The sequence below is a fragment of the Deltaproteobacteria bacterium genome (assembly GCA_016183175.1).
In the GTDB taxonomy this organism is placed as follows: Bacteria; UBA10199; UBA10199; order UBA10199; family SBBF01; genus JACPFC01.
In genome coordinates this window covers 1-18,413 of the sequence record JACPFC010000103.1, presented here as the reverse complement: position 1 = coordinate 18,413, position 18,413 = coordinate 1, and the positions used below count along the sequence as shown (strand labels likewise).

The following is an 18,413-nucleotide window of genomic DNA, read 5'->3' as shown; positions in this document are numbered from 1 at the left end:
CCTCATTAAAATGGGGCATCAGTACAAAAAAAACTGGATTCCCGCCTACGCGGGAATGACAATTAGCCCATTTGTGTGTTGTGTTTCTTCTCAAATTCGCCGATTTTTTTGTCGTATTTCAGGCTCCGGCCGATTTCGTCCAATCCTTCCAAAAAATGCTGTTTCACGCCGGAATCGATCTGAAACGAAAATTCGCGCTCGCCCTCGGCCTGATGCCCGTTGGCAAATTGCAGAATGATCTTTTGGGCGGGGAGATCGACGGTGGCTTTTAAACCTTCATGAGCGTCCACCAGTTGAATCAGCTCATTTACCTCTTCTTCCTTAAGCTCGATGGTCAAAAGACCGTTTTTGACGCTGTTGTTTTTGAAAATATCGGCAAAGCCCGGAATAATCTGCCCGCCCGAAATTTTCTGCGGGGCGATGACGACGCGAAAGCCGTATTGTAAAACGGCCCAGACCGCGTGTTCCCTTGACGAGCCGCAACCGAAATTATTTCCCGCGATCAGAATGGACGCCCCCTTAAAACGAGGCTGATTGAGTTCGAAATCGGGGTTTAAGCGACCGTCCTCTTTGTGCCGCCAATCGTGAAACAGATGCTCTCCAAAACCGGTTTTTTTGATCGACTTCAGAAATTCCTTCGAGATGATCTGATCGGTATCGATGTTGGCGCGGTTCAAGACCGCTATTTTTCCGGTGTGTTGGGTGAATGAATTCATGTGCGTACGTTCTTACGTTTTGTACGTTTAATACGTGCTTACGTTTTTAACGTATTAAACGTATGAACGTATAAAACGTAGGCACGTAAGAACGGTTGTTACTTCCATGTTCGTATATCCACAAAATGTCCCTCGATAGCCGCCGCGGCCGCCATCTGCGGACTGACCAAATGCGTCCGTCCCCCTTTGCCCTGGCGCCCCTCAAAATTCCGGTTTGACGTTGAAGCGCACCTCTGCTTCGGCTGAAGTTTGTCGGGATTCATGGCCAGACACATACTGCATCCGGCGGAGCGCCACTGGGCGCCTGCCTCTTTGAAAATTTTGTCCAATCCTTCGCGTTCGGCCTGCCGGGCCACCTGTTCGCTCCCCGGAACAATCAGCGTGGTCACACCCGATTTCACCTTGCGGTTTTTAAAAATACCGGCGGCGGCCCGTAAATCCTCGATCCGCGAGTTCGTACAACTTCCGATAAAGACCACATCCACCGCGAGATCGGTTATTTTCTGGCCAGGGGCCAGACCCATATATTGGAGGGCCTTTTCAACATCAGTGGAGGTCAAGCCAGGCACAGCATCGGGTTGCGGAACAGTCGATGATACATCGGTCACCATGCCGGGGCTGGTGCCCCAAGTGACCTGCGGAGCCATCTTCGACACATCGATGGTAATCTTACGGTCGTATTTGGCGTCCTCATCGGTGCGGAGTGTCTTCCAAAAGGCAATTGCCTCATCAAGTTTTTTTCCTTTGGGGGCATAAGGGCGGTCGGAGCCCGACTGGCAGTTGCCGGACGAAATATAATTAAATGTCGTGTCGTCGGGGGCGATCAATCCGGCCCGGGCGCCCGCCTCAATGCTCATGTTGCAGATGGTCATTCTTCCTTCCATGGAAAGCGAGGTAATGGCCTCACCGGCATATTCGAGAACATGGCCGGTTCCTCCGGCGGTGCCGATCATGCCGATCAGTTTTAAGATCAAATCCTTCGCCGTCACACCATTGGCCCGTTTTCCGTTGAAGGTGACGCGGAACGTTTTCGGTTTTGTCTGCACCAGGCATTGCGTGGCCAACACATGTTCCACTTCGGATGTGCCGATACCGAAGGCCAATGCTCCGAAAGCGCCATGGGTCGAGGTGTGGCTGTCGCCGCAAACAATCGTTGTCCCCGGAAGAGTGAGACCCAACTCCGGCCCGATCACATGGACAATCCCCTGTTTGTCGCTCTCCAGTCCGTACAGAGTCACCCCAAAATCACGGCAATTTTTTTCAAGCGTTTCCACCTGGGCCTTGGAAATGGGATCGGTGATGTGCCTTTTGTCCACCGTCGGGACATTATGATCCATCGTGGCAACGGTCAGTTCCGGCTGTCGGACCTTGCGCCCGGCAAGTCTTAAGCCCTCAAAGGCCTGCGGGGAAGTGACTTCGTGAACCAGATGCCGGTCGATGTAGAGGAGTGTTGCGCCGTCGGGAAGAACCTTAACAACATGATTTTCCCAGATTTTATCGAAGAGGGTTTTTTTCATACGCGGCGTTCCGGAAAGCATTGCATCTAACAGACCGGTATTTGAAGATTATCGAGTCGTCAAGATGATTCGCGAATATTCGCGAATATTCGCGAATTTTCACCCCTCCGCCGAAGTTGACATTAAAGTCTTTTTAAGATATTTTTAAGGTACTTTATGAGTACTTTACTGAATCTTGAAAAAGGGATTGTCCCCCTCTCGCGGTTTCGGCAGTCTTCCAAGACCTACCTCAAAAAAATGAAGGCCTCTCAAGAGGTTCTGGTTCTCACCCAAAACGGCGAAAGCGCGGCGGTGGTTTTGACGCCGCAGTCCTACCAGCGGTTGGAGTATGAAAGAGCCCTGTTTATGGCGATTGCGCAGGGGGAAAAAGACATCGCAGAGGGTAAAACCGTTTCCCACAAAGATCTTTTTGACGAACTTCTTTCATGAAAGCCTTTCAAGTTGTCTGGTCGGAAAAAGCGGCTTCCGATTTGCGGCAAATCAAAAATTTCATCTCGTATGACAAGCCGCAGGCCGCCCGCTCTCTTATCGAAAAGATAAAATCAAGGGCTGAACGACTGACACGGTTTCCCCAATCGGGAAGGATCGTGCCTGAATTGTCGCGCAATGAAATTCGGGAGATAGTGGTCGGCAACTACCGTGTCATTTATAAACTTTCGGGGCGCCGTGTCCTGATTTTGACCGTTTTTGAGGCGCACCGGACGCCTCTTTTTTAGGGGCTTCCCATCTAGAGACTCGTCATTGACACCCCCCATCTATTTTGTATACTGCGCGGACTTTTTTAAAGTGGATAGCGAAGGAGGAAAATATGTCAATTCGCATCGGAATCAACGGATTTGGCCGCATCGGCCGCTGTATTGTCCGCGCACTGCTGAAAGGGAAAACCGATCTGGAATTGATTGCCATCAACGAGCTTGGCGATCTGAAAACCAACGTCCATCTCTTGAAGTACGACTCGGTGCATGGGCGGCTCGCGGTTGAAGTTCAGGCAAAGGAAGATTCTCTTGTTGTCGATGGACGCGAAATCAGGGTGACGGCCCACAAAAATCCGGCCGAAATCCCCTGGAAAAATCTCGGCGTTGATATTGTTCTTGAATGCACCGGCCTTTTTACCGACCGCGAAAAGGCAGGTCTCCATCTCGCCGGAGGGGCCAAAAAGGTCATCATCTCGGCGCCCGCAAAAAATCCCGATCTCACCGTTTGCGCCGGAATCAACCTCAATGCGTATGATCCAAAAAATCACCATGTTGTTTCCAACGCCTCGTGCACCACGAATTGTTTGGCGCCGGTGGCCAAGGTCTTGAACGACAATTTCGTCATCGAACGCGCGTTGATGACCACCATTCATTCCTACACGAACGATCAGCGGATTCTCGACGTGGCGCACGACGATCTTCGCCGGGCCCGTTCAGCCGCCCTGTCGCAGATTCCCACCAAGACGGGAGCCGCGAAGGCGATCGGCCTGGTCCTTCCCGAGTTGAAGGGAAAGTTTGACGGCATGGCCATTCGCGTCCCCACTGCCGATGTCTCGTGCATCGATCTTGTTTGCGATGTAGCCAAAGAGACGGACGAAAAGGAAATCAATGCGGCGTTCGAGAAGGCGGCCAACGGGGAATTAACGGGGATCCTCGGTTACAGTGCCGAGCCGCTGGTGTCGGCCGATTACATCGGCGATCCCCGTTCCTCCATCGTCGATTCCCTCTGCACCCGCGTCATCGACAAAAAGCTCGTGAAGGTTATTGCGTGGTACGACAATGAGATGGGCTTTTCCCACCGGATGGTGGATGTAACGGAGTATATCGGCAGGACGCTTTAAGTGTACCAAACCATCGATCAAATCGCCATCGAAGGGAAACGGGTCTTTATCCGCGTTGACTACAATGTCCCTTTGGCGGACGGCAAAATCGCCGATGACCGCCGGGTTCAGGAAAGCCTTCCCACGATCGGACATGCCATAGGGCGCAAGGCAAAAGTGATTCTCGGCTCTCATCTGGGCCGCCCCAAAGGGGTAAAAGATCCGAAATATTCGCTCCTTCCGGTTGCCGAACATCTGTCCGCTCTTCTCGATCGCGATGTTTTTTTTCCGGAGGACTGTGTCGGCGACGCCGTCAAGAAACTCTCCGGCGATCTGCGGGAGGGGGAAATCCTGCTTCTGGAAAATTTGCGCTTTCATCCGGAGGAGGAAAAAAATGACCCGCACTTTTCCAGACAGCTTGCCTCCCTTGCCGAGGTTTATATCGGCGATGCCTTTGGCACGGTTCATCGCGCGCATGCCTCCACGGTCGGGATGGTTTCTTATTTCAAGGAAAAGGGGGTTGGTTTTCTTGTCAAAAAGGAAGTTGAATGTCTGCAGGGTTTGCTTTCAAACCCCAAAAAACCCTTTTTGGCCATTTTTGGCGGGGCCAAGGTGTCGGATAAAATCGGGGTGATTGAAAATCTGATGAACCATGTGTCTGCCTTTGTCATCGGCGGCGGGATGGCTTACACCTTTTTAAAGGCGCGAGGGGTCGATGTCGGCGGGTCGCTCGTGGACGAGGCAAAAATCCACCAGGCGGAAAAAATCCTCAAGCGGGCCGAGATCAAGGGAATCGAAATTTTGCTCCCGGTCGATTCCGTTCTGGCCGCCGAAATAAAACCGGGGTCTCCCTCCCGCACCGCCACGAACGGTGAAAAGTGGGATGGATTGAAGGCGCTCGATATCGGCCCGCAGACAATCGCCCTTTTTTCCGCGAAGGTCCGTTTGGCCAGGACCATTCTTTGGAACGGCCCGATGGGGGTCTTTGAAATTCCCGATTTTGAAAAGGGAACGTTTGAAATCGCCCGCGCCGTCGGGGAGGCTGGGGCGGTGGCGGTTGTGGGCGGCGGCGATTCGGTTTCGGCCATCCGCAAATCAGGCATGGCGGACAAGATGACCCATCTCTCGACGGGAGGGGGAGCCATGATGGAATTTTTGGAAGGGAAGCCATTGCCCGGACTAAAGGTTCTGGAGGTATAATAGTGCGCAAGCCTCTTATTGTCGCAAACTGGAAGATGAACCATACGGTAAAGGAGGGGCTCAAGTTCGCCACCCGCATCCAGAAAGATTTGCCGTCCGAGGGGCAGGTGGAAGTTGTCTTGTGCCCCCCCTTCACCTCTCTGTATTCGCTTTCGGTGGCGCTCTCCGAGAAGCCAACGGTCAAACTGGGGGCGCAAAATTGCCATTGGGAGGAGAAGGGGGCTTTTACCGGCGAGATCGGCGCGGCGTTTCTTAAAGAGCTGAACTGCGAGTATGTGATTGTGGGGCATTCGGAGCGGCGGCAGTTGTTTCACGAAACGGACAAAGAGGTTTGCAAAAAAATCGCGGCTGTTTTCGCCAATGAGATGACGCCGATTTTTTGCATCGGCGAGACGGAAGATCAGCGCGACAAGGGTAAAACAGCGGAGGTCATTGAAAGACAGCTGGGAGAAGGACTGAAAGAGGTTTTTGCCTCGTCGGCGCCCGCGCTGGTTATTGCCTATGAGCCGGTCTGGGCCATCGGGACGGGCAAAAACGCCACCCCCGAACAGGCCCAAGAGGTGCACGAGGCGATCCGCCGGTGGTTTGTGCGGCATTTCACGGCGTCTGCGGCGGGTCAGATGCGGATTCTGTACGGTGGATCGGTCAAACCCGACAACACTGCGGTTCTGATGAAAAAACCCGATATCGACGGGGTGTTGGTGGGGGGGGCCTCGCTTGAGGTTGACTCTTTTGCGCGGATTGTTAATTATACCTGATGCCGCAAACAAAGAGAGTCCCTTTGTCTTCGCAATTTTCGCAAGCCGCTAGGAGTTGGGTTGTATCGTCGGCGGATGTGGCTGGCGGGAACGAAAATTGCGCCGCCAAAAGGACTCTCTTTGTTTGTCGTTGGGTTCGTTAATTATTGTGAGCGAGGATCGGACTTGTTCCGTCCGAGCGAATGGGGGGTACGGGGGCGCCAGCGGCAAAGCCCCCGATATTATGTTGATCTTTTTGGAAACCATTGAGCCGCTGATATTGGTGGTTCATTTTATCGTCTGTTTCTTCCTGATTGTGGTGATTCTGCTTCAGGCCGGAAAAGGGGCCGACATCGGCGCCACTTTCGGGGCGGGAAGTTCGCAAAGCCTTTTTGGCGCGCGGGGAGCGGCCACGTTTTTGTCGAAGCTCACGACAACCGGCGCCCTGGTCTTTTTGCTCACCTCCATTTCGCTGGCGGCCATTCACAAAGGGCGCTCAAAAACCGGCGGCGGCGAATCGGCGGTGGACAACGTTCCCGTGGAGGCGCCTGTGGAGGAGGCTCCTGCGGCGCCCGCCCCTGCTGAAAGAGCCCCCGAGGCGGCTCCGGCGGAAAAGCCGGCGGGGCAGTAGCAGAATTTTTTGCCGGGATGGTGGAATTGGTATACACGTACGTTTGAGGGGCGTATGCCGCAAGGCTTGCGGGTTCGAGTCCCGCTCCCGGCACATCTGCTGTGTAATTCCGCAAGAGCTTGGTGTGCAAATTTCCGCCGGAGGCGGATCAGCCTCTGGCTGAACATACGACTCGTGGTGTTTCACCGCAGGACGAAACATACGAAATTATGAAAGTCAATGTCGCCCTCATCCAGATGACCCATGTGGAGACCTCTGCTCAAAATCTCGAAAAAGCAATCGGCAGAATCCGTGAGGCCGCGGGTCAAGGGGCGCGGATTGTTTCTGTCTCGGAGCTTTTTCTCTCCAAATATTTCTGCCAAACCAATGATCGCCGGTTTTTTTCTCTGGCCGAAACAATTCCCGGACCGAACACCGGGGCTTTTTCAAAACTGGCCAAAGAGCTTGGTATCGTGATTGTCGGCTCGTTTTTCGAAAAAGACGGCAAAGACCATTACAACACCGCAGTTGTTTTTGACGCCGATGGGTCGGTTTTGGGAAAATACCGAAAGCTCCACATTCCGGACGATCCGGGGCATCATTACTCGGAACTCTTTTACTTTAAACCGGGGAATTTGGGCCTGCCGGTTTTTAAAACACATTACGGGACCATCGGCGTCTCGGTCTGCTGGGACCAGTGGTACCCGGAAAATGCACGCGTCCTGGCCGAAAAGGGGGCGCAGATTATCTTCTATCCGACCGCCATCGGCTGGCCGGTGAGTGAAAAAGGGAAGGATGTGGCTAAAACCGAGTTCGATGCCTGGGTGACCATCCAGCGTTCCCACGCCATCGCGAACGGCGTCTTTATCGCCGCGGCCAATCGCACCGGCTTGGAGCAAAACCTCGATTTTTGGGGGGGGTCGTTTGTCTCCGATCCGTTCGGCAAAGTTTTGCAACAGGCCGGGCATGATCGGGAGGAAATTATTCTTTCAGCCTGTGACCTTTCGCGTATTCAAGAGGTTCGTGAGTCATGGCCCTTTCTCGATTGCCGGCGGATGAAAATAGCCGAACCGAAATGAAAACTCCTCAACAATCCGACTACCGCATGCCCGCCGAATGGGAACTGCACGAGGCCACATGGCTTAGTTGGCCCCACAACATTGAAACCTGGCCCGGCAAGATGGAGCCGATTCCCGGCGTATGGGTCGAGATGATCCGTCACCTCACCACCGGCGAAAAAATTCATCTTAATGTGAACGACGAAAAAATGGAGAAAGAGGCGCAGGGTCTCCTCAAAAAGGCCGATGTGGATCTGAAAAAAGTGATTTTTCACCGGATTGTGACGGATGACTGCTGGATGCGGGACTGTGGTCCGATATTTGTCGTGAAAAATCCCCCTCAATCCCCCTTTTTCAAAGGGGGAGGAAACCAATCCCCCCCTTTAGCAAAGGGGGGTGAGGGGGGATTTGATAAAGAGTCGTTAGCTATTACCAACTGGAAATTCAACAAATGGGGGGGCAAATATCCGCCGTGGGAGCTGGATAACGCGGTGCCTGAAAAAATCGAAAAGGAACTCGATATTCCGGCGTTCAAAATCGACATGGTGCTGGAGGGGGGTTCCATTGACGTCAATGGAAAAGGAACGCTCCTGACAACCGAACAATGTCTGTTGAATAAAAACCGGAATCCACATCTGATAAAGGATCAGATCGAGCAATATTTAAAGGATTGCCTGGGAATCTCCCATGTCCTCTGGCTCGGCGACGGCATTACGGGAGACGATACCGACGGGCATATCGACGACATTGCCCGGTTTGTGAATCCCACGACTGTGGTCACGGCTGTTGAAGAAAATCCACATGATGAAAATTACAAAATTCTTCAGGATAATTTAAAGAGGCTTCAACGGATGAAGGATCAGAACGGCAATCCCTTGAAAATTATCCCCCTCCCCATGCCCGGGGCCGTGTATTATGAGGGCCAGCGCCTTCCCGCCAGCTACGCAAATTTCTACATTGCCAACAAAGTGGTTTTGCTTCCCACCTATCATCATGCCAACGACGATCGGGCACGGGCGATTTTGCAGGATTTTTTTCCGGATCGAAAGGTGGTCGGCATCAACGCCACGGATTTTGTCTGGGGCCTTGGGGCCTTTCACTGCGTGACTCAACAGCAACCGGCCATTTAACTCTTCACCTTCTTCATAAACGCATCCAGCAAATCCATCGGCACGGGGAAGATGGTGGTCGAGTTCTTTTCCGCGGCGATCTCGGTTAGGGCCTGCAGATAACGGAGATGCAACGCGGGAGGGTGGCTTCCGATAATATCGCTGGCGTCTCCCAGCCGGGCGGCGGCCTGGAATTCGCCGTCGGCATGAATGACCTTCGCCCGCCGCTCTCTCTCGGCCTCGGCCTGCTTGGCCATGGCCCGCTTCATCTCCTCCGGAAGATCGATATGTTTCACCTCCACCGCGGAAACCTTGATTCCCCAGATATCGGTCTGCCGGTCAAGAATTTCCTGGAGGCGTTTGTTGATCTGCTCCCGTTCGGCCAGCAATTGGTCGAGCTCATGCTGGCCCAAAACCGAGCGGAGCGTCGTTTGCGCGAGCTGGGAGGTGGCAAAGAGATAATGCTCCACCTGCACCACCGCCTTGTCGGGATCGACCACCCGGAAATAGATGACAGCGTTGACCTTAAGCGAGACGTTGTCCTTGGTAATGACATCCTGCGGCGGCACATCCATGGTGACGGTGCGGAGGTCGATTTTCCGCATCCGGTCAACCAGCGGAATAATCCATCTCAAGCCCGCCGTCTTGATTTTAATCAAACGGCCGAAACGGAAGACCACCCCCCGCTGGTATTCCATGATGATCCGGACGCCGCTTAAAAACCAGACAAAGAATATCGCCCCAAAAAGAAATGTGCCGCTCATAGAACCTCCTTTTTTTTAACCGCTTTTTTTAACAACAACCGACAACCCTCTCATCTCCACAATTTCAACAGATGCCCCTTTTTCGATGGGGACATCCGACACCGCGTTCCAATACTCCCCCTGAACAAAAATCTTTCCCGGCCCTTCGGGGCCAACCGATTCTTCCACCGTCCCTCTTGCGCCGATCATCGATTCGCGGCCGGAGGCCTGTTTTCGGCCAAGGGTTCGAACCACCGAATAGCCGATCACCCCCGCAATGGCGGCCAGCGCCCCGGTGCTTCCGATAATAAACGGGAGAGGGACCTGCACATCGGTCTCCACCGGATCGAAGAGAAAAAGCGAACCGATAAAAAAACAGGCGATGGCCCCCACCGTCAAAAGGCCGTAGCTGACGACGTAAATCTCGACAATCAGCAGGACAAGCGCAGTGCCCATCAAAAGGATGCCCAGGGCGTTTACGGGAAGAGTCCGCGTCGCGATGAGAAGGAGGACGAGACAGGCTCCGGCCGCCGCCCCCGGCAGGATGCTTCCCGGATGGGAGATTTCAAGATAGATGCCGGCGATCATGGCGAGAATCAAAAGATAGATCATGGTCGGCGAGGCGACCGTGTTCAGAAAGCGGAGTTTGAGGCCGGGTTCATAGGGAACCAAGACGGCATTTTGCGTATTGAGTGTTTTTTCCCCGTCGGGCAATTTCACTTTCCTGCCGTGCAGGACTTTAAGCAGTTCCTCTTTCGATGGAGCCACGATATCGATCACCCGGTTTTTTAACGCCTTGTCCTGCGTGAGCGTCTCGCTCTCCAGCACCGCCTTTCTGGCCCATTCGACGTTTCGCCCCCTCTGTTCGGCAATCGCCTCGATAAAGCTCGTGGTGGCCGATTCGATTTTTTTCTTCATGATCTTTTGCTGTTCATTTTCCTCGCCGCCGCCGAACATTTCCACCGGATGGGCCGCCCCGATGTAGGTGCCGGGCGCCATGGCGGCGATATGGGCGGCCAGCGTGATAAAGGTGCCCGCCGAGCCTGCTTTGGCCCCGCTGGGGGCGACATAGACGATGACGGGATTTTGTGAGTTGAGAAAGAGTTTGACGATCTCCTCCGTCGCATCGAGAAGGCCTCCCGGCGTGTCCATTTGAATTAAGATCGCCTCGGCATTTTCCTTTTTCGCCTTGTCGAAAATGCGTTCGAGAATCTCAACAGTCCCGCCATGGATGGTGTCGTCCAGGGTGTAGTGGATTATTTGCGGTGTTGCTCCGGCCGAAGCAGGAAGCAGGAAACAGGAAGCGAGAAAAATAAAAATGGCGCGAAAAATGGCAGGCATATTTGTCCTATCAGTCCGATCCGTCCTATCAGTCCGATCCGTCCGATGACAAGTTTAAAAATAATGCAGGGCCACCCAATACGAGAAGGCATTTGCCGTGGTGTGAAAGAGAATCGGCGCCGTAATGGTCCCGGTTTTTTCCTTCAGCCATCCAAAGGCCAGGGCAGGAAAGAAAATGAAGATATGCCACCACTGAACATGGATCAGGCTGTGCGAAAGTGCAAAAACAAGCGACGTGACAAACAGGCCCCCTCCGACGGAGGCCCCCAACAGACGCCATCGCTTGCCGAAAATTTCGTTCATCCGTTCCAAAAAATAGCCGCGGAAGAAAAACTCCTCCGGCAGGGCCACAAGCAAGAGCTGAAAAAGGGCCCATTTTGCCGGTTTGGGAAAGAGGCCGGGGTGGTAGCCGAAGGAGAAAAAAATCCGCTGGTAAAAATGATTCCCGACAGCGGCCAACGGAAAAATAATCGCCGAAAAAATCAGAAAGATCACAACCGATTTGCCGAAACCGGATAATGAAGCATCAAGGAAGGCGATTTTTCCTTTTTTGCGATAGTAGATGACAAGCGGCGTGTAGAGGAGAAAGACGGCCGAGACCAGCGAGGTATTTTCGGCGATCCAGGCAACCCCCTGAAGGCGCCAGGCCAGATGGCAAGCTGTAATCACGACGGCCCAGGCAATGCAGGTTTCGGTGATGAGCGATTTACGGTTCAATGGAATATTTTTTCTTCCAACGCCGCCAGAGAAAGAGGCCGATGATAATGAAAATCGCCCCTGTAATTTGCGACGTGGAGACGACGCCGCCGAAGTAGACGCCGCGATCTTCGTCGCCACGTAAAAATTCAATCCAAAAGCGGAAAAAGGCGTAAGTCATGAAAAATGTGAGCATCACCTGTCCCTGAAATTTTTTTCGTTTATCCACCCAGTGAACAACCATAAAGGTGACAACGGCATTCGCCATATCGTAGATCTGCGTGGCATGAAGGGCGACTCCCGGAAAGTCGCGTCCTCCGTCGGAGGCGGGATTGTTAAAAGTCAGATGAATAAAAAAGTCGGTGGGTGTTCCATAACAGCAACCGGCCCCCAGACAGCCGATCCGGACAAAAAAGACAATGAGCGGACATCCGAGAGCCACCAAGTCGCAGTATTTCAGGAGCGGGAGTTTCCGGATTTTCAAGTACCCGATCACCCCCAAAAGGATGCCGATAAAAACGCCGTAGCCGACAAATCCCCCCCGCCAGAAATGGAACACATAGGTTTGATGCTCCCAGTAATAATCGGGCGCCTCGACAAACACATGGAAAAGCCGCGCGCCGATAATGCCGACAATAGTGCCGACCATCGCCAGATCGAGGATCACCACCTGCGAGAGGCCCTTTTTGGGGGCCTGATAATAAACATAAAAAGTGGCCGCCAGGGAGGCCGCCATCACCATGAAGAAAAAGGTGGGGATGGTGATGTTTTTAGTGTGAATGAGAAACGGAAGCATGGGTGAAGAAATGTCAAATTTCAAATGCCAAAGATCATTTCTTTGAACTTTGAACTTTGAACTTTGACATTTGTCTGTGTTCCCTCCTCTGGTGTATCGCCATCAAAATCAACAGCCAGAAAACCCCCACCGTGATGGCGCTGTCGGCGGCGTTGAAGGCCGGCCAGACCAGATCGAAATGGACCGACAGACCGAATATCCGCCAGTCAATCACCTTATTATTCCAGTGAAAAGAAAGAAAATCAACGACCGATCCGCGAAAAATCCGGTCGAAGACATTCCCCAGCGCCCCCCCGAAGATGAGGGCGACAGGGATGGGAGAAACCCTGTCTCCCGGCGGGAGTTTTTTCAGGTAATAAAAGAGAAAGAAGAGCGCAAGAACGGAGATGCAATAAAAGAAGATGTCCCGAAATGAAGAATCCCAGCCGGAAAGGATGCCGAAGGCGGCTCCCCGGTTTTGAAAATAGACGAGATCAAAAAGGTTGGGCCAGATGGTTACTTTCCCCCCCAGAGGGATATTCCGGACGATCAACTCCTTGGTAAACTGGTCGAGCGCGAAGATAAGGGGGGAAATGACGGCGATGATTGTCAATCGGCGCCTCATCGCACCGCCTCCACGCACCGCCCGCAGAGGGTCGGATGTGCTTTGTTGCATCCCGTCTCTACCGAGTAATTCCAACAACGCCCGCATTTTTTCCCTTCGGCCGGTTCGACGGCCACCTTCAGCGAGGGGACCGCCTTGCTTTCGATCTGAAATGCGTCGAGCCGGCCGCGAATTTCCACCTGTGAGGTGATGAATATCTGCGGCCAGTCCGCCTCATAGCTCTTCAGAAAGGTGAGAGTCTCGGCATCGCCGGCCAAAAGGACCCTGGCGTCCAGGGGATGGCCGATCGCCTTTTTCTGCCGCGCCTGTTCGAGGGCTTTGAGCGCCTCATCGCGGATTGTGCCGATCCGCTCCCAGCGGGTCTCGAGATTATTGTCGATCCAGTTCGGGTGCTCCTCCGGCCAGGAGGCGAGAAAGACCGATTCGGGGAGTTTTTCCCGATTGGGGATAAACTGCCAGATTTCCTCGGCGGTGAACGAAAGGATCGGGGCCAAAAGCGGGGCCACCGAGGTCAGGATGTCATAGAGGCTACTCTGCGCCGAGCGGCGCAAGACGCCGTCCGCCCGGTCGCAATAGAGGCGGTCCTTCAGGATATCGAGATAGATGGCCGAGAGATCGACGGTAAAAAATTTGTTTAAGGTGTGGTGAACCACATGGAATTCATAAGTCTCATAGGCCTTCTCGACCTTTTGAACGACCCTGGCCAGAAGATGAAGCGCAAAGCGGTCCAGCTCCGTCCTCTTTTCGGGCGGTACGCGGTGGCTCGCGGACTTGAAATCAAAAAGGTTCCCCAGCATGAATCGGCAGGTGTTCCGGATTTTGCGGTAGACCTCCGCCAGAACCTTCATGATCTCGCCCGAGACGCGGATGTCGTTTTTGTAGTCCTCCGCCGCCACCCAGAGGCGCAAAAGCTCCGCTCCCATTTCATTCAGCACCTTTTCCGGCGGGACATAGTTTTTGGCCGATTTGGAATATTTTTTCCCTTCTCCATCCACCACGAATCCGTGGGTCAAGACCTCGCGGGCGGGGGCCCCCCCTCTTGTCGCCAGCGAAACAAGGAGGGACGAATGAAACCACCCCCGGTGCTGGTCGGAGCCTTCGAGGTATAAATCACCCTGGGGACCAAGCTGTGGATGCCGTTCGCAGACCGCCGCAAACGAGACGCCGGAGTCGAACCAGACGTCGAGAATGCTCCCTTCTTTGATCATTTTTTCCGATCCGCAGGAACAACGGACTCCCTTGGGCAGAAGCGGCTTATCATCCCCCCACCAGGCGTCCGCCCCTTTTTTTTCAAAAACGTCGCAGATATATTCGCCGATTTTTTGGTCCAGAAGATTTTCACCGCAGTCGGCACAGCGGTGGACAATGATCGGCACCCCCCAGATGCGCTGGCGCGAGAGGCACCAGTCGGGGCGCGTCTCGATCATGCCGTAGATCCGGTCCTGCCCCCAGTTGGGAATCCATTTGACGTTGCAGTTGACGGCATTCAGGGCCTTTTTGCGGAGATCGTTGTGGGAGAGCGAGCAGAACCACTGCTCGGTGGCCCGGAAGATGATCGGGTTTTTGCACCGCCAGCAATGGGGATAGCTGTGGGTCAGGGTCTGGCCCGGCTCGTTCAGCAGAAATTTTTTTTGAAAGAGGAATTCGACAATCTGTTTGTCCGCCTTTTTAACGAACAGCCCTTCCCATTTTTTGACTTCCTCATACTGCGCGTCGGAAAGAGAGGTGAATTTCCCCTGGGCATCGACCGGGCACAACGTTTCCAACCGGTATTTCTGTCCGACCTCATAGTCCTCCTGACCATGGCCGGGGGCGATATGCACCACGCCGGTTCCCGACTCCAGCGTGACATGTTCCCCAGGCACGATGCGGGAATCCCTGGCCATGAAGGGGTGGCTGGCGCACAAGCCGGGATCGGACAGTTCTTGTCCGGTCCAGGTTTTTAATTCGGCAGGATTGCCGATAAAATCAATCGCTTTGAGAAAAGAATTTTTGAGATCCCTGGCCACAAGATAGATTTCGGCGTCGCATTCGAGGGCGACATAGTCATACTTTGCCCCGACAGCCAGCGCCACGTTTGCCGGGAGCGTCCATGGAGTGGTTGTCCAAATCACAAAGAAAACCGGTTTGTTCTTGACGGGCAGATCCAGCTTATCGATGTGAGGGAGTTGAAATTTTACGTAGATGGAAGGAGAGGTGTGATTCTCATATTCCACCTCGGCCTCGGCCAGCGCGGTCTGGCAGGAGGGACACCAGAAGACCGGCTTTTTGCCGCGATAGACATAGCCGTTCAGATACAGTTTCACAAATTCGCGGGCGATGTCGGCCTCGTACCGATTGGTCATCGTGAGATAAGGATGTTCCCAGTCGCCAAAAACCCCGAGGCGGATGAACTCTTCTGTCTGGGCGCGGACAAAGGCGCCCGCATATTGCCGGCAGGCCTCGCGGCGCACAAGGGGATCGGTCCGTTTTTTCGGGTCTTTTTCCTTTTCGGCAAGTTCCCTGATCGCGCCCAGTTCAATCGGCAGGCCATGACAGTCCCAACCGGGGATGAAAGCGCTAAAACGCCCCGACATGTTTTTGAATTTGACGATGATGTCCTTCAAAATCTTGTTCAGAATGTGGCCGAAATGGATATGGCCGTTGGCATAAGGGGGGCCGTCGTGGAGGATGAACTTTGGTTTCCCTTCGTTTTTTTTCAGAAGTTTTTCGTAGACGCCGGTCTCCTTCCATTTTTTAAGGAGTTCCGGCTCCCGCTTCGGCAATTCCGCCTTCATGGGAAAATCAGTTTTGGGAAGATTGAGAGTTTTCTTGTATTCCATCAATCGACCAAAAAATCATATAAGTTCCGGTAATGTCAATTTAAATCCCTTGACGCCAGCGGGTCTGCACGTTTAAATCGCTCGCCGTAAGGGCGTACAGCCGTACGCCCTTACGTTTTATGTCGGAATTCATCACCCAACTCAAACGAACCCACCACTGCAACCAGCTCGCGAAAACCGATGTCGGCAAAAAAGTGGTGCTGATGGGGTGGGTGGACACGCGGCGCGATCACGGCGGGTTGATTTTTGTCGATCTTCGCGACCGCGAAGGGCTTACCCAGATTGTCTTTAATCCGCAGGTTGACGCCAAAACGCATGAGCTTGGAGGGGAACTCCGGACGGAATATTGTCTGGCCATCAGCGGGGAGGTCCGGGCAAGGCCGGACGGGATGGCGAATCCGAAACTGAAGACCGGAGAGATTGAGGTTGTTGTGGAAGAATTTGAAATCCTGAACCGCTCCAAAACGCCGCCGTTCGTGCTGGAAGACGAGATCAACGTCAACGAAGAGACGCGGCTGAAATACCGCTACCTCGACCTGCGCCGCACTGCCCTCAAGAACAACATTATTCTCCGCTCCCGCGTCTCGCAGATTGTGCGGGAATATCTGGCGCAAAACGGTTTTCTCGAAATCGAGACGCCGTTTTTGACAAAATCCACGCCCGAAGGGGCGCGCGACTATCTGGTGCCCTCGCGGATTCATCACGGCCATTTCTACGCGCTTCCCCAGTCGCCGCAGTTGTTCAAGCAGATTTTGATGGTCTCCGGCTTTGAGCGCTACTTTCAGATTGTCCGTTGTTTTCGTGACGAGGATCTTCGCGCCGACCGCCAGCCGGAGTTCACGCAGATCGATCTCGAGGCCTCTTTTTTGAGCCGGGATGATTTTCTTTCCATCATGGAGGGGCTTATTGCAAATGTCTGGAAAAAGGTTTTGAACGTCGAAATTCCTCTCCCCATCCCCCGACTTTCCTATGACGAATGTATGGAACGCTACGGGCTTGATGCCCCCGACACCCGGTTTGGGATCGAGCTCAAAACGGTCACCCCCATTTTTCAAAATTCAGGGTTCAAGGTTTTTGGCGAGATTGCCCGTGTGGGCGAAATGATCAAGGCTCTGGTGGTTCCGGGAAAATCCGATTTCAGCCGAAGCGAGATCGACGATTTCACGAAATTTGCCGGCATCTACGGCGCCAAGGGGCTGGCATATATTAAAATTTTGGAAAATGAATGGCAGTCGCCGATCACGAAATTTCTCTCCGACGCCGAGAAAAAACAGTTACAGGAAACACTCGGTCTTAAAACCGGTGATATTGTGTTCTTTGGCGCCGGCAAGGCCAAAATTGTCAACGACTCTCTGGGGAATCTTCGGGAACATATCGGTAAAAAAATCGGATTGATCGATGACACCAAATATAGTTTTGTCTGGGTGGTCGATTTTCCCTTGTTCGACTGGGATGAAGAGCAAAAGAGACCGGTTGCCGTTCATCATCCCTTTACATCGCCAAAATTTGAGCAACTCTCTCTCTTGGATTCCGACCCGCTCAAGTGTCAGGCAAACGCCTACGATCTCGTCTTAAACGGCACCGAGGTGGGAGGAGGCTCGATCCGTATCCACGATTTTAAGATTCAGGAAAAGGTTTTTGATCTGCTCAAAATCGGAAAGGAAGAGGCCCGCGAAAAGTTCGGCTTTTTGCTCGAGGCCCTTCAGTACGGCGCGCCTCCCCACGGAGGGATCGCCTTCGGGCTTGACCGCCTCATCATGCTTTTAACCGGGTGCGATAACATCCGCGACGTGATTGCCTTTCCCAAGACGCAAAAGGCCACCGACCCGATGACAGAGGCCCCGTCGCCGGTGGACCCAAAACAGCTTTTAGAGCTGGGAATTGCGATGGCGAAGAAATAGCCGGCGCAGTCTGAATCCGAACAACACCCCAAGGTTGACGATCAGCCAGATAAATGGAACGGGAGATGCGGGCATCGCCGCCGAACCACCCATATTCAAACAGCCACCGCCGGCGGCCCGTACCCCCACCTCGGCCTCGGCCAGATACTCACAGGTTGTCATCTCGCCGGTGGCCACACTTTTCAGGTCAACCTTGCCGGTTGAATCGTTCCAGGTTGCCGTATATTCTTGGCCAGCGGCATAAGTTGTGATCAATCCCCCTTCCTGGAGGCCCAATATATCACTGATACTTAAGGCCGGGTCGAAATCATCGCTCCCCAGGGTCGAAGGGCTTCCATCCGACGGGACACAATTGTCGATGGCGGATGCGGATGTTTCCACCGGTGTTTCTCCCGAGTCCGCGCAATCCTCATCCACCGTACCGTCGCAGTCGTTGTCGAGGCCATCGTCGCAGGTTTCGGAACTTGCCGGGGTGGTTTCTCCCTCGCAGTCGCCCCAACTACCGCTGGTGCAGTTTTTTGTCCCGCCGGTACAGACTCCCACATTCTCCGTCCCGGCGGCGCCGGTGTAGCACGCTTCGGTGAGGTCTTCATCCGTCTCGCCGTCGCAGTCGTTGTCGGCGCCGTCGCAGGTTTCGTCGCTTGGCCCTGTCTCGCCGTCGCAATCGTCGCTCCACTGGTTGTTGGCGCAGGTTTGCGTGCCGGCCACGCACTCCCCTTCGTCACTGCCGCAGGACTGGGTTTCCCCTTCGGTACAGTTGCACCCTTC

At 53.7% G+C, this 18,413-nt stretch carries 18 protein-coding genes and 1 tRNA gene; 10 read left to right on the top strand and 9 right to left on the bottom strand.

Annotated elements, in window-relative coordinates:
* Nucleotides 1–62: 62 nt before the first annotated feature.
* Both leuD and leuC read right to left on the bottom strand, forming a co-directional pair.
* Nucleotides 63–716 carry a 3-isopropylmalate dehydratase small subunit gene (gene leuD / locus HYU99_09850; protein MBI2340648.1) on the bottom strand — a complete coding sequence of 218 codons (654 nt, stop codon included), beginning with the start codon at nucleotides 714–716 and terminating at the stop codon, nucleotides 63–65.
* Between the two features lie 98 nt (nucleotides 717–814).
* The gene (gene leuC / locus HYU99_09845; protein ID MBI2340647.1) at nucleotides 815–2,233 is read right to left on the bottom strand and encodes a 3-isopropylmalate dehydratase large subunit; all 1,419 of its coding nucleotides are present in this window, start codon (nucleotides 2,231–2,233) and stop codon (nucleotides 815–817) included.
* Nucleotides 2,234–2,389: 156 nt separating this feature from the next.
* On the opposite strand from leuC, the gene HYU99_09840 reads away from it, so the two are divergent.
* From HYU99_09840 to HYU99_09800, 9 genes are all read left to right on the top strand, one after another.
* Nucleotides 2,390–2,662 (top strand): type II toxin-antitoxin system Phd/YefM family antitoxin, encoded by a 273-nt coding sequence (locus HYU99_09840; GenBank protein MBI2340646.1) that lies wholly within the window; start codon nucleotides 2,390–2,392, stop codon nucleotides 2,660–2,662.
* Nucleotides 2,659–2,949, top strand: coding sequence for a type II toxin-antitoxin system RelE/ParE family toxin (locus HYU99_09835; GenBank protein MBI2340645.1), 291 nt, complete (start codon nucleotides 2,659–2,661; stop codon nucleotides 2,947–2,949). The genes HYU99_09840 and HYU99_09835 overlap by 4 nt, the downstream gene beginning before the upstream one ends.
* A 92-nt stretch (nucleotides 2,950–3,041) precedes the next feature.
* Nucleotides 3,042–4,049 (top strand): type I glyceraldehyde-3-phosphate dehydrogenase, encoded by a 1,008-nt coding sequence (gene gap / locus HYU99_09830; GenBank protein ID MBI2340644.1) that lies wholly within the window; start codon nucleotides 3,042–3,044, stop codon nucleotides 4,047–4,049.
* On the top strand, nucleotides 4,050–5,228 hold the full coding sequence (locus tag HYU99_09825) for a phosphoglycerate kinase (protein ID MBI2340643.1): 1,179 nt from the start codon (nucleotides 4,050–4,052) through the stop codon (nucleotides 5,226–5,228).
* 35 nt (nucleotides 5,229–5,263) lie between these two features.
* Nucleotides 5,264–5,986, top strand: coding sequence for a triose-phosphate isomerase (locus HYU99_09820; protein ID MBI2340642.1), 723 nt, complete (start codon nucleotides 5,264–5,266; stop codon nucleotides 5,984–5,986).
* Nucleotides 5,987–6,230: 244 nt separating this feature from the next.
* Complete coding sequence (gene secG / locus HYU99_09815) at nucleotides 6,231–6,596, top strand: preprotein translocase subunit SecG (protein ID MBI2340641.1); 366 nt, start codon at nucleotides 6,231–6,233, stop codon at nucleotides 6,594–6,596.
* 11 nt (nucleotides 6,597–6,607) lie between these two features.
* Nucleotides 6,608–6,689: transfer RNA gene (locus tag HYU99_09810), tRNA-Leu, on the top strand.
* A 116-nt stretch (nucleotides 6,690–6,805) separates the two neighbouring features.
* Complete coding sequence (locus HYU99_09805; protein MBI2340640.1) at nucleotides 6,806–7,654, top strand: carbon-nitrogen hydrolase; 849 nt, start codon at nucleotides 6,806–6,808, stop codon at nucleotides 7,652–7,654.
* Nucleotides 7,651–8,763 (top strand): agmatine deiminase family protein, encoded by a 1,113-nt coding sequence (locus HYU99_09800; protein ID MBI2340639.1) that lies wholly within the window; start codon nucleotides 7,651–7,653, stop codon nucleotides 8,761–8,763. Before HYU99_09805 ends, HYU99_09800 begins: the two co-directional genes overlap by 4 nt.
* Here the strand turns inward: HYU99_09800 and HYU99_09795 are convergent.
* From HYU99_09795 to ileS, 6 genes are read right to left on the bottom strand one after another with little or no spacing between them, the layout of a single operon-like run.
* Nucleotides 8,760–9,506, bottom strand: a complete 747-nt coding sequence (locus HYU99_09795; protein MBI2340638.1) for a slipin family protein — start codon at nucleotides 9,504–9,506, stop codon at nucleotides 8,760–8,762. The two genes, HYU99_09800 and HYU99_09795, sit on opposite strands and share 4 nt — an antisense overlap.
* Nucleotides 9,507–9,521: 15 nt before the next feature.
* Entirely contained in the window at nucleotides 9,522–10,826 is a 1,305-nt protein-coding gene (locus tag HYU99_09790) for a nodulation protein NfeD (GenBank protein ID MBI2340637.1), read from the bottom strand.
* Nucleotides 10,827–10,880: 54 nt separating this feature from the next.
* Nucleotides 10,881–11,543 carry a CPBP family intramembrane metalloprotease gene (locus HYU99_09785; GenBank protein ID MBI2340636.1) on the bottom strand — a complete coding sequence of 221 codons (663 nt, stop codon included), beginning with the start codon at nucleotides 11,541–11,543 and terminating at the stop codon, nucleotides 10,881–10,883.
* Nucleotides 11,533–12,318, bottom strand: coding sequence for a prolipoprotein diacylglyceryl transferase (locus HYU99_09780; protein MBI2340635.1), 786 nt, complete (start codon nucleotides 12,316–12,318; stop codon nucleotides 11,533–11,535). The genes HYU99_09785 and HYU99_09780 overlap by 11 nt, the downstream gene beginning before the upstream one ends.
* A 34-nt stretch (nucleotides 12,319–12,352) precedes the next feature.
* Nucleotides 12,353–12,922 (bottom strand): signal peptidase II, encoded by a 570-nt coding sequence (gene lspA / locus HYU99_09775; GenBank protein ID MBI2340634.1) that lies wholly within the window; start codon nucleotides 12,920–12,922, stop codon nucleotides 12,353–12,355.
* Complete coding sequence (ileS, locus tag HYU99_09770; GenBank protein ID MBI2340633.1) at nucleotides 12,919–15,744, bottom strand: isoleucine--tRNA ligase; 2,826 nt, start codon at nucleotides 15,742–15,744, stop codon at nucleotides 12,919–12,921. The genes lspA and ileS overlap by 4 nt, the downstream gene beginning before the upstream one ends.
* A 119-nt stretch (nucleotides 15,745–15,863) precedes the next feature.
* On the opposite strand from ileS, the gene aspS reads away from it, so the two are divergent.
* Complete coding sequence (gene aspS, locus HYU99_09765; GenBank protein ID MBI2340632.1) at nucleotides 15,864–17,645, top strand: aspartate--tRNA ligase; 1,782 nt, start codon at nucleotides 15,864–15,866, stop codon at nucleotides 17,643–17,645.
* Here the strand turns inward: aspS and HYU99_09760 are convergent.
* On the bottom strand, nucleotides 17,613–18,413 hold an 801-nt coding region (locus HYU99_09760; protein MBI2340631.1), incomplete at its 5' end, for a hypothetical protein. The genes aspS and HYU99_09760 overlap by 33 nt on opposite strands.